This is a genomic window from Cerasibacillus sp., from assembly GCF_036516575.1.
Lineage (GTDB): Bacteria > Bacillota > Bacilli > Bacillales > Amphibacillaceae > Cerasibacillus.
This window is the reverse complement of sequence record NZ_DATBTY010000006.1, coordinates 164,064-186,129: the sequence shown is the minus strand read 5'-3', so window position 1 is coordinate 186,129 and position 22,066 is coordinate 164,064. Positions and strand designations below refer to the sequence as shown.

Here is a 22,066-nt window from a genome sequence, read left to right as displayed (position 1 = left end):
GGGTTGTAGCTTCGATGCTACTCACCCACTTTTTTAATGTATCGCTTTTGCCGTTCCTCTTCAATTCGTTCCATATAAATCTGCCCTTCTTGTTCAATAAACCGCTGCTCTAACCTTTTTTCAGCGACCATTGCTCTTAACGCCATATATCCACTTAAAAATGTAAAGCCAATCAATAAAATAACCCACCAAGGTACGCCTAAAAACACTGTATACACCCCTCGTCCCTTCTTAATAATAGATATATGACATATTGTTTAAAAAATGCCTTCTTCTTTTACGTATGATTCAAATTTAGGCTTATAGAAAGAACGGTTATCTAAGGCGAAAAGCCTTTCAGTAAATTCCCCTGGCTCAACATGTTCAAGTGCCCGGTTTAATGTATTCATTCGGGCATCAATGAGATCGATAAGATGCAATAATTCAGCCTCACGAATTAGTGGTGGTCTTGGACTGCCCCACTCCGCTTTACCGTGATGACTTAGTACTAAATGTTGTAAGACGACAACTTCTTCACCTTCTATTTTTAATTGCTTAGCCATTTGACCGATTTCTTCAACCATCATCGGAATATGGCCAATTAGTTTACCTTCTAGTGTATACGATGTCGTAACAAAACCAGATAATTCCTTGATTTTACCTAAATCGTGTAAAATAATGCCTGCATAGAGTAAGTCGCGATCAACATCTGGATATAACTTACAAATTTCTCTTGCTAAATGTAGCATACTGACAATATGATGTGCCAAACCAGACATATAGGCATGGTGATTAGATACGGCCGCAGGAAATGTGAGTAATTCGTCTTGATATGCTTTAATAAACGCACGAATCATACGCTGGATACTCGGATTTTCCATCTCAAAGACAGCTTCCATTATTTTCTCATAGAGAACTTCTTTCGCTACAGGTGCCTTCTCAATAAAATCGCTCATTTGCACACCGTCAGTGACTTGAGCTGGACGAATCGTATAAATACGCAGTTGTGATTTTCCTCTGAATTGTGTGATATCACCTGTTACATACACAATCTGTTCATCGGTATACACCGTCTCATCTTCAGGTGTTGCATCCCATAGTTTAGCCTCAATTTCCCCAGAAATATCTCGTAAAATTAATGTTAAAAATGGTTTCCCGTTACTTGCAACGCCTTTTGTTGCCTCTTTAATTAACATAAAACCATCAAATTTATGACCGACTTGTAATGATTTAATCCCTTTCTTCATTCGCTGATTCTCTCCCTTTTAATATGCCTTATATGTGTTGATAGGCATTTTCGATTGTCATGATATGAGTCTGGTCCACTCTTTCTTTAATATCCTTCTTACATGTAAATAAAATAACTTGTCTTTCTTTCGCTAGAGTAGCTAATATATCAAGTATGCGATCTGTTCGTTTACCATCAAAATGGACAAAAGCATCATCAATGATAAACGGTAATCGCTCGGATTTACTCATAATAACACCAATTGCTAGGCGTAAAGAAACATATAACTGATCAATTGTTCCTTGAGATAATTCTGTTACATCATATCTTAGCTGATTCTTAGATTCCACCTTAAACCCACTATCATCTGTTGGTGCAATAATCTTAGCATATTGTTCATTCGTGATATACATAAAGAAAGTGGATGCTTTGTCTAGTATATGTTGTAAATAATTCTCTTTATATTTTTTCTTCGTTTCTTGTAATAACATTCTAGCAACTTTTAAGGTAGACCATTGTTTAGCTAGGGTATTCAGCTCATCTTTTTCAAGTTGAAAACGGTGAATCCATTCTGAATATGCATGAGATGATATCAATTCTTTCATTTCCACTTCTGCTGTTGCAATCTGCTTCCTGATATGCTCAATATCTTCTTCAATATGATTCATTTTCAGGGCTTGTTCTTGCTTCTTCATACTTATTTCCTTATGCGTTGGTTGTTCTTTTACTAAAGCATCCCACTCTTTCTTAGAAAACATTGGGGCGTAGCTATTCTCAATTTGTTCAATTTTTAATACTAAGTATTGGTGCCGTTCATATTGTTTTGCCCTTCTATAATAATCTTCCTCATCTTGTGCATGGGCTGTCTGAAATAGTAATTGCTTTTCTTGTTCGTAAATCTTTATATTTGCCTGAACCGATGCTAATTGGTTCATGACGTCCTGAGATAATCGCTTATAATTTTCTAACTTGATCTGTTTCTTCTCGTCATCGTTTATCATCTCTTTCAATTGTTCAAAACAAGATGAGAGTTTTGCCTTATCCATCTGCCTAATGCGTAGGTCTTTCATTAACACTATTACTACTTCCCGTATATGATTAATATGTTGTTCACATTCAATCATATCTGTTTTTATATCGGCAACGTTTTTGTGGCGTGCTAATATGCGTTTTAATGTGTGAAAAAGTGTTGGCCAAAAAGATACTTCTACATCAGATAAGAATGGATAACGCTTTTGTTGCTCGTGAATGTCATGATCTAGTTGTTGTTCATGGATGGTATGATCGATTATTTTCTCGTCACAGACGTGATATTGCACAGATAATTTCTTTATTTCTTGTTGTATAGAGCTTAGCTGTTGACGCTTTGTATTATCTGATGCTAATTGCGCTAGGACTTCCTTTTCTTCCTCTTGTGAAAGGATCGAATCAGGTACTTCATTCATAGTCGTCATCCATTGTTTAACATAAACTTTAGATTTCTTCCCCACAAATAACGAAGCACCACTTAGAAGGAGTCCAATTAATATTCCAGCGTAATACCATGGAGATTCATTTAGTAATGCGAATATACCACTTATTAGGGAAATGATCATCCCTATAATGCTGGTGAGCTTTGTCTTTTGTTGCAATTTATCTATACTTGTTTTCGCCTTTTCATTCGTTCTATTATATCGCTGTTCTAGCATTTTCATGTAAACAGCTTTTTTGGAATGTTCCATTGTTTGTTCCATTTTTAATCGTGTTTCTTGTGATAATAATTGACCTTCTATGGATTTTTTTTCTTCCTCTAGCTGTGTGAGTCGTTTTTCTAGCATGCGCTTTTCACGATTAAGTTGTTCGCTTTGTAATGTTAGATCTTCATGACGTTGTTTTATCGTTAACCATGTTTTTTCAATATGGAATGGTAAACGAAGCTCAGGTAGACCATCTCTTGTCAATTTGAGATTTAAATGTTCAAGTTCTGTATTTAATTGAACAAGTTCTGATGCATATGCTTTTTTCAGTTTCCGTAATTCTTCATTAAGATGTTGGTAACGTGCTTCATATTGAAGGGCTTTGTCAATCTGTTCAAGCGATGCTTGGTCCAATTTGACATCTTCTAAATCTGTCATTTTTTTATGATATTCTTGCATATTCTTCTCGTAAATGGCGTACTCGCTTAGTAAGGGAACCATGTTTTCCTTTATTTGTTCTAAACGTAATATACCGTCTTCTGGAAATCCTATTATCTCGTCAAGTGTATTTTTCTCATTAAATGCATCGATATATGAGTAAAGGTATGGAAGGGCTTGTTCTACTCTTTCCAACTGTAAAAAAGCTTCTCTCTCCTCGGTTAGGCGCTCTTCTAAACGTGCTAATTTAGCTTGCCAACGTGAAACTGCTTCTCTTTTATCTCGATAGCGTATACTTTCATCTTTAAGTTGCTTTTGTTTAGTCACCATTATCTTTAAGTTAGACAGCTGTTGATTCATTTTAGGCCGTGTTCCATATGGTTTAAAAAGGTCAGCAAGTGAATCATCTAATTTCTTTTCTACTGTATGTATATGTGTCGAACCGGTTAATCCAATATTTAACAAAACTTCACTTAATTCATCTTCCTTCATATCGCGAATCGTTAATAAATCAACCGCCGAAAAGGAAAAAATCGCCTGATATGTTTCTCGTGTTAAGCCGTTTAATCGTTTCTTTAACCATTCCTCATCATATTGTTCTGTCTCAGTAAAACAAACAGCTTTACCATTTCGAACATGGTCAAGCCGTTCAATTGTAAATTCTCCAACATCCGGATCGATAACTGTCAAGCGCCCGCCCATTTTACTACTCGTTTTCGGACGATAAAAAGCACGTTCACTCGGATATAAGCCAAACAACATAAATAAAATATAATTCTGAATGGTCGATTTTCCCGATTCATTTGTCCCATATATAACAAGAAATGATGAATCCGAAAAATCAATCGTATAATCGACCCATTTCCCGAAACCATAAATAAATGCTTGTTTAAATCGCATCAAATCACCTCAATTCGATTTGTTGTGGAGCATATAAAATAAAAGTTGCTTTACTTCAGCTTTTAACGCCTCTTCTTCGTCCGCTGTCATGGGGATTAGATATTTCCGAGCTTCGCGGTGATGATAGAGATCTTCGAGCCATTCCGCCATATTTGACGATTCGATTACACGCCTTAATTCAGCCATAAACGGATCACCTTCAGTATCTAGATGCTCCGCCTGCTTTATATCATCTGACCATCGATAAATATATTTCCATGTATCAAGTGTGATGAGTTGATCATTAATAAGTTCGATAACTTCTTCCAACATACCGTTACTTTTCCAGATTAATATTTGAGATTGCGTGCCGAAAAAAACCACATCAAACAGCTGTGGAATAGCAGTGGAAAACTGATTAAGAATCTTCGCTTTTAATACCTCCCCCAACTGATGAATCGTTTGGATATGATCAACATGTAAATTCACTGTTTGAAACTGAATCGATTGCAAAGGAATAAAATCTATGTTTGGACTTTCTGACGATAACTCTACGTAATAACATCCTTTTTCCCCAGTCTCTTTTCGATTTCTCCCCTGAATATTACCAGGGTAAATAATTGGTGGGTTCATTTTTAATTGTTGTCTTTTATGAATATGTCCTAGTGCCCAATAATCAAATGGTTTGTCAGATAGATCATTTAATGTAAACGGAGCATAAACATCATGTTCCGTATTTGTCTTTAAACTGCCATGTAACATGGCTAGATGAAACGGTGTCTTTGTTTGAGCAAGATTGTACTCGTCGACCTTTGCCGTATGTATCGCACGTTCTTCGTAACTAAAACCATAAATGGTTGCCAGGTCTCGACCTTCCTTCGTGTATACGACATGACGTACAGTATCATCAGGAAACACATAAACATTATCAGGATAATTTATCGGATGAATATTACCTGCTATATAATCATGATTGCCGTAGGACATATAGACATGAATACGATGTTCTCTTAAACGTTCAAAGCCTTGGCGTAATTCGAATTGGGCTTTAAGACTTTGACGTTCATTATCAAATAAGTCACCCACTAACAAGACAAAGTCGACTTGTTTTTGTATCGCTACATCAACGAGTTGACGAAATGCTCGAAACGTACTTTCACGAATATCAGAGAATATCGTATCTGGTATATGTGCTAACCCACGAAATGGTGTATCCAAATGTAAGTCTGCCGCATGAATAAATGAAATTTGGCTCATCACCGTTTCCTCCTATTTCCTTTTCCTTTTATTTTACCAAATCACCAACACGAATGCACGTTCGATGCCGAGGCTATTTATTCAAAAATAAGCTGAAATATACTATAATAGGGGTAAGCGATTTCATTAAGGGGGATAATTATGAAAACATATGTATTAACCGTCTTCGAAAAAGATGGAAAGAAATTACTTGATGAGAAAATCGAAGCAAAGACTGATTTAGAAGCGAAGGAAATTGGCCAAGAAAAACTAGACAAGGAAGGCTATAGTGAACACACACATCGCCTCGTTTCACCTAATGCTAAATTACTTCTGTTCCACTCTTAATCTAAAATAAGACCCACGAATGTGAGTCTTATTTCATGATATAAGCCATGTGATTAATTGTCATACAATTCCTCTAACGGCTTCGTTATAATGCGACTAATATCATTAATCATTAGATTTAGTCGCTGTTCTTTTTCAATTAAACTTGAAATCATTTCATTTTGTTGAACCTTTTCAACAATTTGCCGTGCTCCTTCAATTTCTTCTTGTGTTATTTCTACACCTTGCATTTGTTTTTCTTGCAGATTAATTTGCGTATCACGAAAATCCTCAAATAATTGTTTAGACTCATTATTATTCATCACACTTTGGTAACTTTCCACAAGTTCTTTAAATTCAACACTATTGCGAATTGCTTTTTCTATATCATATGCGCTATCATACATATTAGACATTGCCTTGCCCCCTTTATAAAATAAAACGAATCTATCTGAAATAACTATATCAGACGATTTAATCTATGTATACCCATATGAATAAATACCTAAAGATAAAAATTAAATTTCCCTCCTATTTTGATATAAAAAATCCAAAAACCTTATAGAGAAAAGAGGTTTTTCAAAATGTATAAACAGTTGAAAAATATTTTTCCATCTATTTGTTTTTATGCAAACGACGCTAAAACTCTAAATGACGATTATGAATGGTTTTTAGGGAAAGACGGAGAATACATTGGAATTGCTAAAACTGAACTAACCGAAAAGGACTGTACATTACTCGCAACTTTTCTAAAGCCTGTTCATGAATACTTCCCAAAACTAACAAAAAAAGAGCAATGGTGGAAACAACTTCTACATTATAAACAACCTATTGACACGCAATCATTTCAAAACATTGAATTTCGTTTAATATATTTTCAATTCCCTGAACAATCGATGGAACCGATTCTTTTTAAAGATGCCATGAAACAATTATTCCAAAATGATGTTATCGTCCTTTGGGAGAGTAATGATTCAGGTGTTCTTATTGAAGAATGTCAACCAAATACCGAACAGCTATCTTATAAAGAAATCATCCACGTGTTAATGAGCGATTTATATGTTAAATTACGTTTTTTAATTGGTCCACTCCAAACAAATATATTAGACGCACCACTCATATATGATCAGATTAGCCGATACGCTCCAATTGCATTCAAATATGACAATGCTCATGTTTTGACGTTTCTAGATGCGTTGCCTGTTTTTATAATTGAAAACAGTGATCGAGAACTACTCCAGAAATTGATTCCAAATGAGTTAAACTGTCTTCAAAACAATCATGAATTACGCCAGATGGTACAAACACTGATTGAATGTAATCTTAATATTACACATGCTGCTAAACAATTATTCGTCCATCGTAATAGTCTTCAATATCGACTGGACAAATTTTCTTCACAAACAGGCCTGGACATAAGACATGTTCATGACGCATTTATCGTCTATTTAGCACTTATGATTCTCGATTAGTCATGTTGCACAAAAGATAAGTCTGTTTTTGTGCAACATGACCATTTATTTGCCTTTTATAAGGCGATATAATGAAAGTAGCATTGGAATCACTCACAGGGAGGAAAAACATTGGCTGAACTAAAATTAAACAACTTAAAAAAAGTGTTCGATAAAGATGTCGTAGCTGTTCAAGACTTCAATTTACATATTAAAGATCGGGAATTTATCGTATTTGTTGGGCCATCTGGTTGTGGAAAATCAACTACATTACGTATGATCGCTGGTTTAGAGGAAATTTCAAGTGGTGAATTATATATTGATGACCGCCTAATGAATGATGTTGCACCTAAGGATCGCGATATCGCCATGGTATTCCAAAACTACGCCTTATACCCACATATGAATGTGTATGATAATATGGCATTCGGACTTAAGCTACGTAAGTTTAAGAAAGACGAAATTGACCGCCGTGTAAAGGATGCGGCTAAGATTTTAGGGCTTGAAGCTTACTTAGATCGAAAACCAAAAGCATTATCAGGCGGACAGCGTCAACGTGTTGCTTTAGGACGTGCCATTGTTAGAGATGCTAAAGTATTTCTGATGGATGAACCGTTATCCAATTTAGATGCTAAATTGAGAGTTCAAATGCGAGCCGAAATCCAACGTTTGCATAATCGTTTAAAAACGACAACCATTTATGTAACACATGACCAAACCGAAGCAATGACAATGGCGACTCGCCTAGTCGTTATGAAAGACGGTATTATCCAGCAAGTCGGAGCACCTAAAGAAGTATATGACAATCCAGAAAATGTATTTGTTGGTGGTTTTATCGGTTCACCTGCCATGAACTTCTTAACAGGAACATTAATCGATGGGTATTTCACTCTTAATGACATCAAAATTAAAGTACCAGAAGGAAAAATGAAGCCTCTTCGCGAACAAGGCTATGTCAATAAAGACATTATTCTTGGTATACGCCCAGAGGATCTACATGATGAGCTAAGTTTTATGGAATCATCTCCTGACACAAAAGTAACAGCGAAAATTGAAGTGGCTGAATTGATGGGCTCAGAGACATATCTCTATTTATCTTTATCCAACCAAGATATTATTGCACGCGTTGATTCGAGAACTAATGTGACAAATGGGGAGTCAGTTGAACTAGCACTAGATATGAATAAAGCTCATTTCTTTGATATTCAAACAGAAAAACGTATCCATTCTTAATATAGAAAGAAGGAAGGTCATCAGACCCTCCTTCTTCTTTTTAATATAAGAACAGGAATAACCTTCCTTATGAAGCCATCATTATTTTATTGTGGTGTGCTTCCGCCACCTAATTGTTGTTGGGCAGTCTGAACTAAACGCTTAGTAATTTCTCCACCAACAGAACCGTTAGCACGTGATGTTGTATCTGCTCCTAAATTAACACCAAATTCCTGAGCTATCTCATATTTCATTTGATCTAATGCTTGTTGAACGCCAGGCACTAGCAATTGATTTGAATTGTTGTTAGCCATTGATATCACCTCCTGTAGTCTATATTGTTCACAGTTCAAGAAATCTTATCACTGATAAACGTTGGAAAATTGAACATGATTTACTAATAAAAAAAGCGTACGGGGGCAAAATGAACTGCCCCTGCCAGGCAGAAAAAACTGCTCAGCAAATGTGCTTAGGATTCATACATTTTATATCTTGTCTTTTTACTACAATATCGCATTAGGGTGTTTAAAGATATATAGGTGAGCGATGTTTGAGAGTTAGATCGCATTGGAGCGTTCCATGGTGTGTAAGTCAGTGATCTTAGTTACAGTTAGACCGCATTGAGGTGTTCAATCGTATGTAAGTCTGTATTCTTAATTACAGTTAGATTGCATTGAAGCGTTCAATTGTATGTAAGTCTGTGATCTTAGTTACACTTAGATCGCATTGGGGTGTTCAATTGTATGTAAGTCAGTAATTTTAGTTAAACTTAGATCGCATTGGAGCGTTCAAAGATTTACAAATCTGTGCTTTGAGGCGTTATGATAACACCTATAAAAAGAAATCCACCCCTGAGAAAAGGAGTGGATTATTATTTTTTTATAAGAAATTATACAAAGCCTCTTCCAAAGCCTGTCTTTCGTTCGTTCCAGTTAACAAAATATGATGTACCAACTAATCATTATTTAATGCTAGTTATGTCCCTGTCTCATATCATTTATTCTTTCGGGTGTGTCATGTCTTTCGGTACAACATATTCATCAAATTGTTCTTCAGTTAATAAGCCTAATTCAACGGCTGTTTCTTTTAATGTCGCATTGTTTTCATAGGCTGTTTTAGCTATTTTAGCAGCATTTTCATAACCAATATGTGGATTTAATGCGGTTACAAGCATTAATGAATCATTTAAATTCCTTTCAATCTTTTCTTCATTCGGCTCAATACCACGTACACAACGTTCATCAAATGAAAGCATGCTATCGGCCAATAATTGACATGATTGTAAGAAATTATATGCCATCACCGGTTTAAATACGTTTAGCTCAAAATTTCCCTGGCTTGCCGCAAAGCCAATTGTAGCATCATTTCCCATCACTTGAGCAACAACCATTGTAACTGCCTCAGATTGAGTTGGGTTTACTTTTCCTGGCATAATCGAACTTCCTGGTTCATTTGAAGGAATAGTGATCTCACCAATTCCACAGCGTGGACCACTTGCTAGCCATCTCACATCATTAGCGATTTTCATTAAATCAGCAGCCAAAGCCTTCAATGCACCGTGTGCATATACTAATTCATCGTAACTAGTTAATGAATGAAACTTATTTGGCGCAGAAACAAATGTTTTTCCGGTTTCTTTACTAATCGCTTCACAGACAAGGTTCGAGAAATCAGGATGAGCATTTAATCCTGTACCAACAGCCGTTCCACCAATTGCCAACTCTTTTAAATGCTCGGCACTTTCTTTTATCATTATTTGCGACTTTTCTAACATACGGTGCCAACCACTTATTTCTTGCCCCAATGTCAATGGAGTCGCATCTTGTAAATGAGTTCGACCAATTTTAACAATATTCTTGAAGGCTTCCATTTTTTCCTTTACACTTGCTTTGATTTGTTCAAGTGCTGGTAAGACCACATCTTCTAATTTTAAAACTGCTGATACATGCAATGCCGTTGGATATGTATCATTTGAACTTTGAGACTTATTAACATCATCATTTGGATGAAGGACTAAGTCACTACCTTGCTCTTTTAACCATTTATTTCCTACGTGTGCAAGGACTTCATTAACGTTCATGTTGGACTGTGTCCCACTTCCTGTTTGCCAAACAACTAACGGAAAATGATCATCTAATTTTCCTTCTAATACTAAGTCAGCGGCATGGGCAATGGCTTCTGCCTTTTTCTCATCTAAGAGCCCGAGCTTACTATTAGCTTTTGCCGTACTTTTCTTCAAAATAGCAAAAGCACGAATGACTTCTTTCGGCATTTTTTCATTACCGATTGGAAAATTTTGCTTACTGCGTTGTGTTTGTGCTCCCCAATATTTATCCGCTGGGACTTTCACTTCACCTAATGTATCATGTTCAATCCGAAAATCCATCTCTAGTTCCTCCTTTGATAAACTAACCATACACCATATATTGTACCAAATTTCTTCTTAATGTCATTTGATAGCGTTAGATTGTTACAAAACAAGTAATTTTCTTAAGAAAGCATACGAAAAGAAGGATTATCATTTATAATATGTGATGAGGGAGACCTTTCTTTATAGCGTGTAAAAAATGTTGTTACCCAATATAAATATTGACATATATGAAAAAGGAGGGATATACATTGCCTAATATTTGGACCCACATTCTCTTTTGTGAAGATGTTGTTGACACCATTAACAATACACGACAGGTGTATTTTACAAGCGAAAGAGTGATGAAGTTAGGTGCCCAAGGTCCTGACCCTTTCTTTTATTATAATTTTTGGCCATGGTTTAAAGATGGGCCTGTTCAAGAAATCGGGACCTTAATCCATACAAAACGGTGTGGTCCATTTTTAATTGATTTAATTACAACTGCTAAAGAGATGGATGACAATGTTCAAGCATTTGTATTTGGTTTCATAACACATCATATCCTTGACCGGCATACGCATCCATACATTCACTATCGAGCGGGATATAAGGGGAGTAATCATCAACGGTTGGAAATTATTATCGATACATTAATGATGGATAAATATCACCATTTGAAAACATGGAAATCACCCGTTAATAATGAAATTAATGTCGGTTTTTCCATGCCTAAAGCAATTGTTTCACTATTACATGAAACAATCCACAAACATTATCCAGACAGAGCACTCTCGTCAGATAACTATATTCAAAAGTCTTATCGTGATTTAAAACGTGCACAACGCATTCTCTATGATCCGTACGGTTGGAAAAATGTTTTATTAAAATCATTTATATCTGCCTATTCCCTTCGACCAGTTACAGATGATAAAGATTTTTTGAATCTTAATCATACCGTATGGCATCATCCAGCGACAAAGGAATCATCGACAAAGAGCTTCATCGATTTATATAATCAAAGTAAAATAGATGCATGCGAAATTATGCCGATGGTTTTGAGTTACTGGACATCGCCTAATCAAAAACATCCCGATGATCAACTAATTGCATTAATCGATGATATCTCTTATGATACAGGCAAACCAGTGGCATTAGGAATAGAAAATAAATACAGTGACCCACTTATTTAGATAAAAAAATCAGGCAACATGCCTGATTTTTTAGCTTGCTTTTTTCCCTTTGACTTCTTCAATTCCTTTTTCGATATTAACAAATTTCAATAAAATAATACCAGCCAAGAAGAAGAAAATTAATGAGATAATTCCGAGGCGACTAGAACCTGTTAGTTGACCGACTATTGCGAATAAAAACGGTCCAAATACAGCAGAGAATTTCGCTGATACACCGTAAAACCCGAAGAACTCTGCTCGCTTATGAGCCGGAACAAGTCGACCATATAGAGAACGGCTCAATGATTGTGCTCCACCTTGAACAAACCCGACACACATAGCGAGTAAATAAAAATGGAGTGCAGATGACATAAAATATCCGAATATAACGATACCCATATAAATGTAAAGTGATAGCATTAATGCCGATTTAACAGATATTTTCTTTGCTAACCAACCAAAAAAGAAAGTACAAGGAATTCCAATGAATTGAGTAATTAATAAGGCTGCGATTAAATCATTCTGGCCAATATTAATATCCCTTCCATAAATTGTTGCCATTTTAATGATTGTTGAAATACCATCGTTATATAGCCAAAATGCAAATAAAAATAGTAATAATTGCTTATATTTGGTAATTTCCTTTATCGTCTGACCTAAACGGGAAAATCCAATAACGATATATGATTGATCACGTTTAACAGCGGGCTTTTTTTCTTCACGGATATTTTTAAATAATGGAATAGAGAAAATAAACCACCAAATCCCCACAGTTGCAAACGAAACTTGACTTGCTACTGTAGCATTCGGTAAGCCGAACCAATCATGTTTTAAAATCATTAATAAATTTATTGCTAACAGTACACCACCACCAATGTATCCCCAAGCATATCCCGCGGCAGACACACGGTCCATCTCTTCCTCCTCAGCTATTTCTGGTAAAAATGCATCATAGAAAACATTCCCACCTGAAAATCCAACCGTACCAATAATTAATAATATCGAGGCAAATATGTAATCGCCTTCACCGACAAAAGCTAACAAAATACTGGCAATGACACCCATATAACAAAAGAATCTTAAGAACTTCTTCTTTGCAGCAGAGAAGTCACTTATGGCACCTAAAATGGGACCTAATATCGCAACAATTAAAGCTGCTATCGATTGTGAATATCCCCAATAACTCGTAGCAAGATGATTTTCTAATCCTTTAGCAGCAACGTCATAATAAAATGTCGGTAGGACTGCAGCCATAATAGTGGTAGCAAATGCTGAGTTCCCAAAATCATACAACACCCAACCTAATCTTTGCTTCTTCTTTGATTTCATTTTGCCCTTTTCCCTCCTTTCTTGTAGCATATCAAAGTATTCGCCTTATTATTATTAACTTTTTGTTAAATATATCCAAAACGTTGAGAAAGAGATTGGGACAAAAGGCGTTTTTATCAAAGAATAACCCGAACGAAGTGCATATACACTGCTTTGGAAATATACTTCGCTTTTTTGGCGGGTGGCTGGTGAGCCTCCGACGCACAGGACGTGCTAGTGTCGATGTCGTCACAGGACGTGATGATTGTCATCGACCTCGCGCTAACGCACTCCGGGGTCTCACCGATGCCTATTTTCCTGCGTCAGACTGTCATCTTGTGTCGGCCTAGACCACACGACGTCGGTATTATAAGTCGACCAGAAACCTACGTATATTTCCACCGCTGGAATAGTACAATGTTTGGCTTTGAGTTTAGCATATTATTTTTGTCCCATCTTCCTTATTCCCAAACGTATTGTTTATAAAACTCACTTAACGTTTGAAACATCTCTTGATCACCTGATTCAATAGCCGTATCAATGGCGGTCATTAACTGTTCTTTATTTCGTTGGAAACATATTTCATCCAATAGTAACCGAGCAGACAGCATCATTTCAAATGAAATTTCTCGTTTCGCTTGAACACGATTTCCTTGATAACGTTTGAAACGATATATTGTTTTTTCTTTATTCATGACATATGCCCTCCCTCGTTCCTTTTATCTTCGCGACACTAAACTTTGAAATAAGTGCGACTTGGGTTCAAGTACAGTAAAAACTCCATCTGACAAGTCTTCTTTATATATTATCCTAAATGTTTAGAATAATTTCAATAGATTTACCCTAAAAAATAAATAATATAATCTTTTAAGTCCATTTTTCTCTGTTTTATGCCGTTGTATCATGCTTCAGACATAAATATAATTTCTAAGTCTGTTCTCTGAATTTTATATCATTTTAAAAGCAGTTGACAATCAGGAGAATAACAGTGTATATTATTCACTAATATTTAAAATCGAATATTCGTTATCCTGAAATGACCGAGTAGTTGATTTCTGAGCAGCGAAAAGAGACAAGACGGTTGGTGCAAGTCTTGGCAGGGAATTTAATGAATTACACATTTCGTTAATAAGGATATATCCTAGGAAGTAAGTGGCCAATTGACGTCATTGGCAAACAGGGTGGTACCGCGGAGTATGCTTCGTCCCTTTCATTAGGGATGAAGCTTTTTTTATTTCATTAAAATTAAAAGGAGGAGTATGAATGTTTCCAATCCAAGCGAAGTACAAACCGCATGTGTTCGAAGCCGTTATTATTTTCATGATTCTAGTAGGGATGATTAGTTATTATATTATCGAGATTGGGACTGTCCCACATATTCCGATTTTATTAGGTATATTCTTTCTGATCATTTATGGATTAATTCATAAAATTGCTTTTGATGATTTACATGCTGGTATGCTTGAAGGTGCAAGAAATAGTTTAGGGGCATTGTTTTTGTTTTTATTAATCGGTGTATTAATGAGTAGTTGGATTATGAGTGGAACAATTCCAGCATTGATCGATTTGGGATTTTCAATAGTTGATGGGAAATGGTTCTATGCCATCGTCTTTACAGTGACTGCCATTATTGGTGTTTCACTCGGAAGCTCATTGACAACGACTGCAACGATTGGTGTGGCATTCATCGGTATCGGCCAAGCGCTAGATGCTTCTCTAGCTATAACAGCTGGCGCAATCGTATCTGGAGCTTTTTTCGGTGATAAGATGTCACCTTTATCTGATACAACTAACTTAGCTTCTACGATTGTTAAAGTTGATTTATTTGATCATATTAAGCATATGAGCTTAACAACGATACCAGCGTTTATTATTTCATTTATCTTATTTATCTTTTTATCCCCTAAAACGGGAGCGAAAATTGATACAACAACAGAATATATGAATGCTTTACAATCAACTGGATTAATTCACTGGACATCATGGCTACCATTATTAGTACTTGTAATATCTGTTTTATTTAAAATGTCCGCTTTTATGTCAATTACAATTAGCAGCTTATTAGCTACTATACTTGCTATTATAACGAAGACCATATCTTTTAATGAAGTATGGGATATTTGGTTTAAAGGCTATACGGCAACAACTGACTTTGAGCCTGTTAATACATTGCTTTCTAAAGGCGGTATTGAAAGCATGTTTTTCACGATGTCCCTTGTCATTTTAGCACTTGGCTTTGGTGGACTTCTATTTGTAACAGGTATTATTCCATCTATTCTTGAAACGTTGCAACGGAAATTACAACGTATTCGTTCCATTATTGTATCAACAGCTTTAACTGCAATTGGAATAAACGTTTTAATAGGTGAGCAATATTTATCCATTTTATTAACAGGTGAAACATACAAAAATTTATACAATAAAGTTGGTTTATCAAATAAAGCTTTATCACGGACTTTAGAAGATGCAGGAACAGTCATTAACCCTCTCGTTCCTTGGAGTGTATGTGGTGTATTTATTGCTGATGTACTCGGTGTTCCTGTTCTCACTTACTTACCATTTGCCTTCTTCTGTTTATTAAGTCCATTGATTACTGTTATCTTCGGCGGTAAATCAAATAGCGCTCAATTACAACATAATGGATGAAAAAAATCCTAGGGTCGTTTAACCCTAGGATTTTTCCTTTAATCAAGTGGTGGAATATCACGGTCTTGTTCAGTTAAAATAATCGGATCGCCTTTTGTAATAACAATGGTATGCTCATATTGTGCAGAACGGCCCTTATCAATTGTACGCGCTGTCCAACCGTTCGCATCCATTTTGCTTTTCCAATCACCTTCGTTTAACATCGGTTCAATGGTGATGGTCATACCTTCTTTTAAACGTAAACCTTTACCCTTTTCTCCATAGTGAGGGACGTATGGATTTTCATGTATCGTTGGTCCAATTCCATGTCCTGTAAAATCACGCACGACAGAGAAACCCTCTTTTTCCGCATATGTTTGAATGGCGTGCCCAATATCTCCAAGACGATTTCCATGTCTTGCTTGTTCTATTCCTTTGTATAACGATGTTTTTGTCACTTCCATTAAACGTTTACCTTTTTCATCAACGTCACCAACTGCATAAGTCCAAGCCGAATCAGCAAGACCGCCGTTTAAATTCACAACCATATCAATCGTGACAATATCACCATCTTTTAGAGGTTCGTGACGCGGAAAACCATGACAGATTTCATCATTAATCGAAGCGCATGTGGCATACTTATATCCTTGATAACCTTTTTGTTCTGCAGTAGCACCATGCTTTTTTAAAAAATCAGCAACAAATTGTTCAATTTCCATTGTTGTTATGCCTGGCTTAATCATTTTTGCAATTTCTTTATGTGTGAGAACAAGTAAATCAGCTGCTTTTTGCATTTGTGCAATTTCACGTTTACTTTTCCGTGTAATCATTTATAACTCCCTTTCCCTACATAATCAAATAACCTATTAAACAGCATATTAAAAAACTATTTAAAGTTTACCACAAACAAATATTTCCTGCAGTCTCGTTCAATCCGAGAAAAAAATCTGCCATTTTGCAAGCAGATTTTTTTTGGTTAGAAATAATTTCGAGCATGGTATATTTTTCCATTAGTAAGTTGTTCTTCAAATAATATATGCATGAGGATTTGTGCAATCTCCTCTGGTTGACGTAACAACTTATCATCCTTATATTGAATAAATGTATCTATTTCAGCAAACGCTTCGCGCGTGCTTTTGCGAATTTCAGTTTGCATCTCTGTATCCATAATACCAGGACTTAACCCAATTATCATATGGTTTGTTTTTAAATTTTTCTGTTCTAAAGCGACTGTTTCAATATAACGATTCATTGCGGCTTTCGTACTACAATAAGCACTCCATCCATGAACTGCACGTTCGGCCGCACCTGATGTAATGATTGTATTGATCAAAGTACCACTCTTTTGATTTAAAGCATGCAAAAGATAATTTGTTATCGTCATCGGTGCTGTTACATTAACCTGAATATGTTTCGCTAATTGAAATGGGTCTATTTTTGCTGCTTGGTGAATCGGTTCAATCATAGCTGCATTATTAACTAAATAAGCGATTTGACCCTGTTTAAACTTCGCTTCAATGTCCTTCATGACTTCCAGCGTTTCTTTCTGATCATTTAAATCACATGTTATATGTTGGTAAGTCGTATCATATTCATTTGCTATTTGGACTAAATCTTCATTTTCATGACGTGAAAGGCCGATAACAGGTATGTTCTTTTTCAAAAATAAAATAGCAATATTCTTCCCTAAGCCTCTCGATGCCCCAGTAACGACAGCTAATTTATTCACTATAACTCCCCCTATTTTTGAAATGAATTCCAATAATAGACGAGTGTTTCCATCCCTTTATCGAAACTTGATAATGGGAAACTTTCATTTGGTGAATGTAGACGATCTTCTGGCGTACCAAACCCTAGTAACACAACAGGAACATTATAAATGGTATCAAGCCATTCGACAACCGGAATCGAACCACCCATACGAGCATAAACCGTTTCTTTTCCAAAGGCTTTTGTATAGCTATCTGCTGCTTTTTTAATCAGTGGATGATTCGGTTCCACTTTATAAGCTTTAGCCGAAAACTTTTCTATCTTTAGATCCACTGTTACGCCAGATGGTTTGACTTTTTCAATATGCTTCTTAATACATTGCTGAACATGAACCGGATCTTGGCCAGGAACTAACCGGCATGTAATTTTAGCTGTTGCAGACGTTGGGATAATCGTCTTTGTACCTTCCCCTTGATAGCCACCGTAAACCCCATTAATTTCAAACGTTGGACGTGCCATTGTATGTTCTTTTGCTGTATAGCCTTTTTCTGATACAGTTTCGATTACACCGGTTGTTTGAACATAATCTTCACCAGGAACACTCTGAATCAATTCACGTTCTTCGGTTGATAGTTGTTCAGCTCCATCATAGAATCCATCCACCAAAATCTCTTCATCTTCATTTTTGATTGAAGAAAGAATATGTGATAAAGCCATGATAGGATTACGTACTGCCCCACCATATATACCTGAGTGAAGATCACGTTCAGGACCTGTAACAGTTAACTCAAGACCAGTCGAGCCCTTTAAGCCATATAATATTGTTGGCTGGTTTTCATCAACCATACCTGAGTCTGAAATGACAACGAAGTCAGCCGCATATAACTCTTTCTTTTCCTCAAGCATATGGTATAAATTTTCACTACCGATTTCTTCTTCTCCTTCAAGACATACTTTAATATTTAATGGTAGCTTACCTTCTGTTTTCATAAACGCTTCTAAAACCGCTAAATGCATAAAGACTTGACCTTTATCATCACTTGCACCACGAGCGTATAGACGTCCTTCTCTTATTTCTGGTTTAAATGGATCACTTTTCCACTCCTCTAAAGGGTCAGCTGGTTGAACATCATAATGACCGTAAATGAGAACAGTCGGTTTGTCCTTTCCTGCTTGATCATAATGAGCGTAGACAATTGGATGCCCCGCTGTTTCTTGTAATTCAACTAGGTTAAATCCAATATCTTTTAAATATGTAATCAGATAATCTGCTGCTTTTCGGACTGAATCTTTATATTCACTGTCCGTACTTACACTCGGTATGGATAGAAATTCCTTTAAGCTATCTAATAGTTGTTTGCGATTTCCTTGTAAGTAATTTAATACTTGTTGTGACATGTTTTTCATCCTTTCTTTCCAGTGCAATGTTCTCTTTACATTTTACCATAAAGTTTCGTTATTTTTTCTAATTTGGTAATTAAATCAAGTTTATACTCAGTTATAATAAATATAACGATAAAAAGGATGTGATAAAAATGGTAAAGGGAAACCGTGTAGCCGTTATTGGAACTGGTTTTGTTGGTTCAAGTTATGCATTTGCATTATTAAATCAAGGGATTGCCGATGAAATTATTCTCATCGATAAAGATGAGGATAAAGCACAAGGAGACGTCATGGATTTAAATCACGGTAAAGTATTTGCCCCAGATTATACAAACATTCATTATGGAGATTATCGTGACTGTCAACATGCCGACCTTGTCGTTATCAGCGCTGGTGCTAATCAACAACCAGGAGAAACACGACTCGATTTAATTGAAAAGAATTTAGCCATTTTTAAGTCAATCGTTGACCAAGTAATGATGAGTGGTTTTGATGGTATTTTTCTTATAGCAACAAATCCGGTAGATATTTTAACTTATGCAACATGGAAATATAGTGGCCTTCCAAAATCAAGAGTGATCGGTTCAGGAACGATTTTAGATACAGCTCGTTTTCGGTATATGTTAGGTGACTATTTTAAAGTTTCCCCTAAAAATGTACACGCTAATATTATTGGTGAACATGGTGATAGTGAGCTACCTGTATTTTCTACTGCTGATATTGGTGGTATACCACTCGATAAATACATTAAAAAGAACAATAAGTTTAGCCAGAAGGATTTAGAGCAGATTTTTATCAATGTCCGTGATTCTGCTTATCACATCATTAATCGAAAAGGTGCCACATACTACGGGATTGCTATGGGGCTCGTTCGCATTACTAAAGCGATTTTCCGCAATGAAAATTCTATCCTTACGGTTTCAACTCTTCTTGAGGGTGAGTATGATGAAAAAGATGTTTATCTAGGTGTACCCGCCGTAATTAATAGAAAAGGAATACGCGAGATCATTGAGTTGAAGTTAAATAATATTGAAAAAGGACAATTTAAAAAAAGCGCACACATTCTTAAGTCAACGCTCGCTCCCTATTTTAAACAGTAAAAAAACGAGAAAAATTCTCGTTTTTTTACTCCTCTAACTTATCTATTTTGTGGGAATAAACGTTCAATCATGTTTTCAAATTGAGTAAAGAATCCTTCAATTGGTCTTCCACCATCAACATCGTCTACATAGTTTGTTGTTAAATTATAAAAATCAGGATTTGTTGATACAAAAACATTTTCAATATCATTATCAACTGAACGAACAATATCAGCAATACGTTCTTTCATGTCTTCCGTTAATTCTTCATCGTTATTGTTGTTATTGTTGTTATCCTTATTGTTGTTATTTTTTGTATTTCGTGCATTATCACGGTTTCGATCTGATTCATTGCCTGCATCCAATCGCGCTGCTACATAGGCGTTATTTTCAGTTGTTAATACGTAAGCTGTTTTAATTTCTGGTATTTTGTTGGCAATTTGTTCTGCTGCCTCTTCTGCAACATCGTAGCGATTTTGATTATTACCGTTTGTATTATTATCATTGAATCGCTGCTCATTATTCGCCTGATTTCGATTACGGTTATTGTCCGTATTGTTTCGGTTATTATTATCGTTCATCCGGTCCCCTGTACCTGTATTTTCAAATCGCGTTGGTTGGACTCCATCATTATTATTATTTCGCGTTGCATTATCATCTGTAACATTACAACCTGTTAACAATGCGAATGCTGTAAAGACAGTGATTATTTTTCGCTTCAAGATATATCCCTCCTTCTATTTTATCATTTGTAGTTTGTATCTAATTCAATTTATTATACGGACATGACAAACCCTTTAAATGGCAAGCACACCAACATTGTTTGGGAAATATATTGTAGAAAGCGGGAAACCTATAATGACCCTTTATAGGAGGGATGTAATGGAAATACCAGATTATGACAAAGCTTTATATTATATTTTATGGGGACAATGGGATAATTTACTTATCCTAATGGTCCGTACAAAAGATGATATCTTATCAAAACGAATCCAACACTTTCTCCATGCCTATCACTATGCAACAGACCAACAAATAATTGTTGAAACACACGATAACCTCCTATGCTATCTAGATCACGCGATGAAATATACGACTCCAACAGCAACAATCGAAATGCAATAAATCAAACTAAAAAAGGAATGCCCATTTAGTAGGGCATTCCTTTTCATATTATTGGCGATTATGATAATAATCAATCGGGATAAATAATCCCACGGTACCATATTCTGTATGGTCAAGCGTAGCAAACACAACCCCAATTACTTCACCTTGCTCGTTGATGATTGGACTACCACTATTGCCCCGATAAATCGGTGCTTCTATCATAAGTACGGGTTCATCCCATTCTTTTAATTGGATATAATCAATAATATGTCCTTCGTTCACGATACCTTGGAATCGAAGTGGATTACCGATAAACGTCACTTTTTCCCTTTCTTCAAATAGTGCTTGCTTAGCTAAAGATAGAAAGGGCAAATCTTTGCCTTCAATTATTTGTAACACAGCTAAATCAACTTCTGGATATGTTTCAACAACAGACGCACGGAATAATCCATCATTTCTAAAGGCAACAGTTACTTCTGCTTCTTCTTTAACAACATGTTCATTCGTAATGATTTTACCATTTGCATTGATAGAAAAACCTGTACCGCGACTCCCCTCAGTCTCAATCACAACAACTGCATCTTTGTATGATTGAATCGTTTGTGAAGTTGATAATTTGGTTGATGTCATCAAAAAGTCAATCGCTGGAATAGATAAGGTTTGTGGAAGTAAGGCCACAATATTAAACATAAGTGCCAAAGCAATCAGCCAAAACATCCATTTTGGGAAAGGGCGTTTGACTTGCTTGTTTTTTGTACGTTCTCTTTCCCTTTCCCAAGCTTCTTGACGTGCCTGTTGAACGAGTTCATACATTTCTTCATCGTCAATTTCCTCATATAAATCCTCATCAATAATATCGACTTGGTGCTCTTGGTTTTCCTTCATGACATCACCATCATCCTATTTTGA

The 22,066-nt window shown here is 35.9% G+C and carries 21 protein-coding genes; 7 read left to right on the top strand and 14 right to left on the bottom strand.

Annotated features, from left to right (window positions below; all coding sequences use genetic code 11):
• Positions 1 to 17 precede the first annotated feature (17 nt).
• Genes VIG73_RS02085 through VIG73_RS02070 form a run of 4 tightly spaced genes read right to left on the bottom strand, consistent with a single transcriptional unit; the run spans position 18 to position 5,457 of the window.
• Positions 18 to 218 (bottom strand): sporulation YhaL family protein, encoded by a 201-nt coding sequence (locus tag VIG73_RS02085; RefSeq protein ID WP_331638899.1) that lies wholly within the window; start codon positions 216 to 218, stop codon positions 18 to 20.
• A 39-nt stretch (positions 219 to 257) separates the two neighbouring features.
• The gene (gene yhaM, locus VIG73_RS02080; protein WP_331638897.1) at positions 258 to 1,226 is read right to left on the bottom strand and encodes a 3'-5' exoribonuclease YhaM; all 969 of its coding nucleotides are present in this window, start codon (positions 1,224 to 1,226) and stop codon (positions 258 to 260) included.
• A 28-nt stretch (positions 1,227 to 1,254) separates the two neighbouring features.
• Positions 1,255 to 4,221, bottom strand: coding sequence for an ATP-binding protein (locus VIG73_RS02075; protein ID WP_331638895.1), 2,967 nt, complete (start codon positions 4,219 to 4,221; stop codon positions 1,255 to 1,257).
• 9 nt (positions 4,222 to 4,230) lie between these two features.
• Entirely contained in the window at positions 4,231 to 5,457 is a 1,227-nt protein-coding gene (locus VIG73_RS02070; RefSeq protein ID WP_331638893.1) for a DNA repair exonuclease, read from the bottom strand.
• A gap of 141 nt (positions 5,458 to 5,598) precedes the next feature.
• Here VIG73_RS02070 and VIG73_RS02065 point away from each other — a divergent pair, with 141 nt between their 5' ends.
• Complete coding sequence (locus VIG73_RS02065; RefSeq protein ID WP_331638891.1) at positions 5,599 to 5,784, top strand: YhzD family protein; 186 nt, start codon at positions 5,599 to 5,601, stop codon at positions 5,782 to 5,784.
• A 53-nt stretch (positions 5,785 to 5,837) separates the two neighbouring features.
• On the opposite strand, the gene VIG73_RS02060 is transcribed toward VIG73_RS02065, so the two are convergent.
• Positions 5,838 to 6,179, bottom strand: coding sequence for a YlbF family regulator (locus VIG73_RS02060; RefSeq protein ID WP_331638889.1), 342 nt, complete (start codon positions 6,177 to 6,179; stop codon positions 5,838 to 5,840).
• A gap of 168 nt (positions 6,180 to 6,347) precedes the next feature.
• Here VIG73_RS02060 and VIG73_RS02055 point away from each other — a divergent pair, with 168 nt between their 5' ends.
• Positions 6,348 to 7,235, top strand: coding sequence for a PucR family transcriptional regulator (locus tag VIG73_RS02055; RefSeq protein ID WP_331638887.1), 888 nt, complete (start codon positions 6,348 to 6,350; stop codon positions 7,233 to 7,235).
• A gap of 111 nt (positions 7,236 to 7,346) precedes the next feature.
• Complete coding sequence (locus VIG73_RS02050; RefSeq protein ID WP_331638885.1) at positions 7,347 to 8,447, top strand: sn-glycerol-3-phosphate ABC transporter ATP-binding protein UgpC; 1,101 nt, start codon at positions 7,347 to 7,349, stop codon at positions 8,445 to 8,447.
• An 86-nt stretch (positions 8,448 to 8,533) separates the two neighbouring features.
• Here VIG73_RS02050 and VIG73_RS02045 read toward each other — a convergent pair whose 3' ends face one another.
• Together VIG73_RS02045 and fumC are read right to left on the bottom strand one after the other, a co-directional pair.
• Positions 8,534 to 8,740 carry an alpha/beta-type small acid-soluble spore protein gene (locus tag VIG73_RS02045; protein ID WP_331638883.1) on the bottom strand — a complete coding sequence of 69 codons (207 nt, stop codon included), beginning with the start codon at positions 8,738 to 8,740 and terminating at the stop codon, positions 8,534 to 8,536.
• Between the two features lie 683 nt (positions 8,741 to 9,423).
• Positions 9,424 to 10,812, bottom strand: a complete 1,389-nt coding sequence (gene fumC / locus VIG73_RS02040; RefSeq protein WP_331638881.1) for a class II fumarate hydratase — start codon at positions 10,810 to 10,812, stop codon at positions 9,424 to 9,426.
• 233 nt (positions 10,813 to 11,045) lie between these two features.
• On the opposite strand from fumC, the gene VIG73_RS02035 reads away from it, so the two are divergent.
• A complete protein-coding gene (locus tag VIG73_RS02035; protein ID WP_331638880.1) occupies positions 11,046 to 11,966 on the top strand; it encodes a zinc dependent phospholipase C family protein in 921 nt (306 codons plus the stop codon).
• A 30-nt stretch (positions 11,967 to 11,996) separates the two neighbouring features.
• Here the strand turns inward: VIG73_RS02035 and VIG73_RS02030 are convergent, their stop codons facing one another.
• Together VIG73_RS02030 and VIG73_RS02025 are read right to left on the bottom strand one after the other, a co-directional pair.
• Positions 11,997 to 13,274 (bottom strand): MFS transporter, encoded by a 1,278-nt coding sequence (locus tag VIG73_RS02030; RefSeq protein ID WP_331638878.1) that lies wholly within the window; start codon positions 13,272 to 13,274, stop codon positions 11,997 to 11,999.
• A 440-nt stretch (positions 13,275 to 13,714) separates the two neighbouring features.
• Complete coding sequence (locus tag VIG73_RS02025) at positions 13,715 to 13,948, bottom strand: IDEAL domain-containing protein (RefSeq protein ID WP_331638875.1); 234 nt, start codon at positions 13,946 to 13,948, stop codon at positions 13,715 to 13,717.
• Between the two features lie 568 nt (positions 13,949 to 14,516).
• Here VIG73_RS02025 and nhaC point away from each other — a divergent pair.
• A complete protein-coding gene (gene nhaC / locus VIG73_RS02020) occupies positions 14,517 to 15,899 on the top strand; it encodes a Na+/H+ antiporter NhaC (protein ID WP_331638873.1) in 1,383 nt (460 codons plus the stop codon).
• Positions 15,900 to 15,937: 38 nt separating this feature from the next.
• Here nhaC and map read toward each other — a convergent pair whose 3' ends face one another.
• The 3 genes from map to VIG73_RS02005 form a co-directional block, all read right to left on the bottom strand.
• The gene (map, locus tag VIG73_RS02015; RefSeq protein ID WP_331638871.1) at positions 15,938 to 16,708 is read right to left on the bottom strand and encodes a type I methionyl aminopeptidase; all 771 of its coding nucleotides are present in this window, start codon (positions 16,706 to 16,708) and stop codon (positions 15,938 to 15,940) included.
• Positions 16,709 to 16,854: 146 nt separating this feature from the next.
• Positions 16,855 to 17,607, bottom strand: a complete 753-nt coding sequence (locus tag VIG73_RS02010; protein ID WP_331638869.1) for an SDR family NAD(P)-dependent oxidoreductase — start codon at positions 17,605 to 17,607, stop codon at positions 16,855 to 16,857.
• Positions 17,608 to 17,618: 11 nt separating this feature from the next.
• Positions 17,619 to 18,986 carry a dipeptidase gene (locus VIG73_RS02005; RefSeq protein WP_331638867.1) on the bottom strand — a complete coding sequence of 456 codons (1,368 nt, stop codon included), beginning with the start codon at positions 18,984 to 18,986 and terminating at the stop codon, positions 17,619 to 17,621.
• 131 nt (positions 18,987 to 19,117) lie between these two features.
• On the opposite strand from VIG73_RS02005, the gene VIG73_RS02000 reads away from it, so the two are divergent.
• The gene (locus tag VIG73_RS02000) at positions 19,118 to 20,071 is read left to right on the top strand and encodes an L-lactate dehydrogenase (protein ID WP_331638924.1); all 954 of its coding nucleotides are present in this window, start codon (positions 19,118 to 19,120) and stop codon (positions 20,069 to 20,071) included.
• 38 nt (positions 20,072 to 20,109) lie between these two features.
• Here the strand turns inward: VIG73_RS02000 and VIG73_RS01995 are convergent, their stop codons facing one another.
• Positions 20,110 to 20,772, bottom strand: coding sequence for a YhcN/YlaJ family sporulation lipoprotein (locus VIG73_RS01995; protein WP_331638865.1), 663 nt, complete (start codon positions 20,770 to 20,772; stop codon positions 20,110 to 20,112).
• 160 nt (positions 20,773 to 20,932) lie between these two features.
• Here VIG73_RS01995 and VIG73_RS01990 point away from each other — a divergent pair, with 160 nt between their 5' ends.
• Positions 20,933 to 21,175, top strand: coding sequence for a YhdB family protein (locus VIG73_RS01990; RefSeq protein WP_331638863.1), 243 nt, complete (start codon positions 20,933 to 20,935; stop codon positions 21,173 to 21,175).
• A gap of 48 nt (positions 21,176 to 21,223) precedes the next feature.
• On the opposite strand, the gene VIG73_RS01985 is transcribed toward VIG73_RS01990, so the two are convergent.
• Complete coding sequence (locus VIG73_RS01985) at positions 21,224 to 22,042, bottom strand: S1C family serine protease (RefSeq protein WP_331638861.1); 819 nt, start codon at positions 22,040 to 22,042, stop codon at positions 21,224 to 21,226.
• Between the last annotated feature and the right edge of the window lie 24 nt (positions 22,043 to 22,066).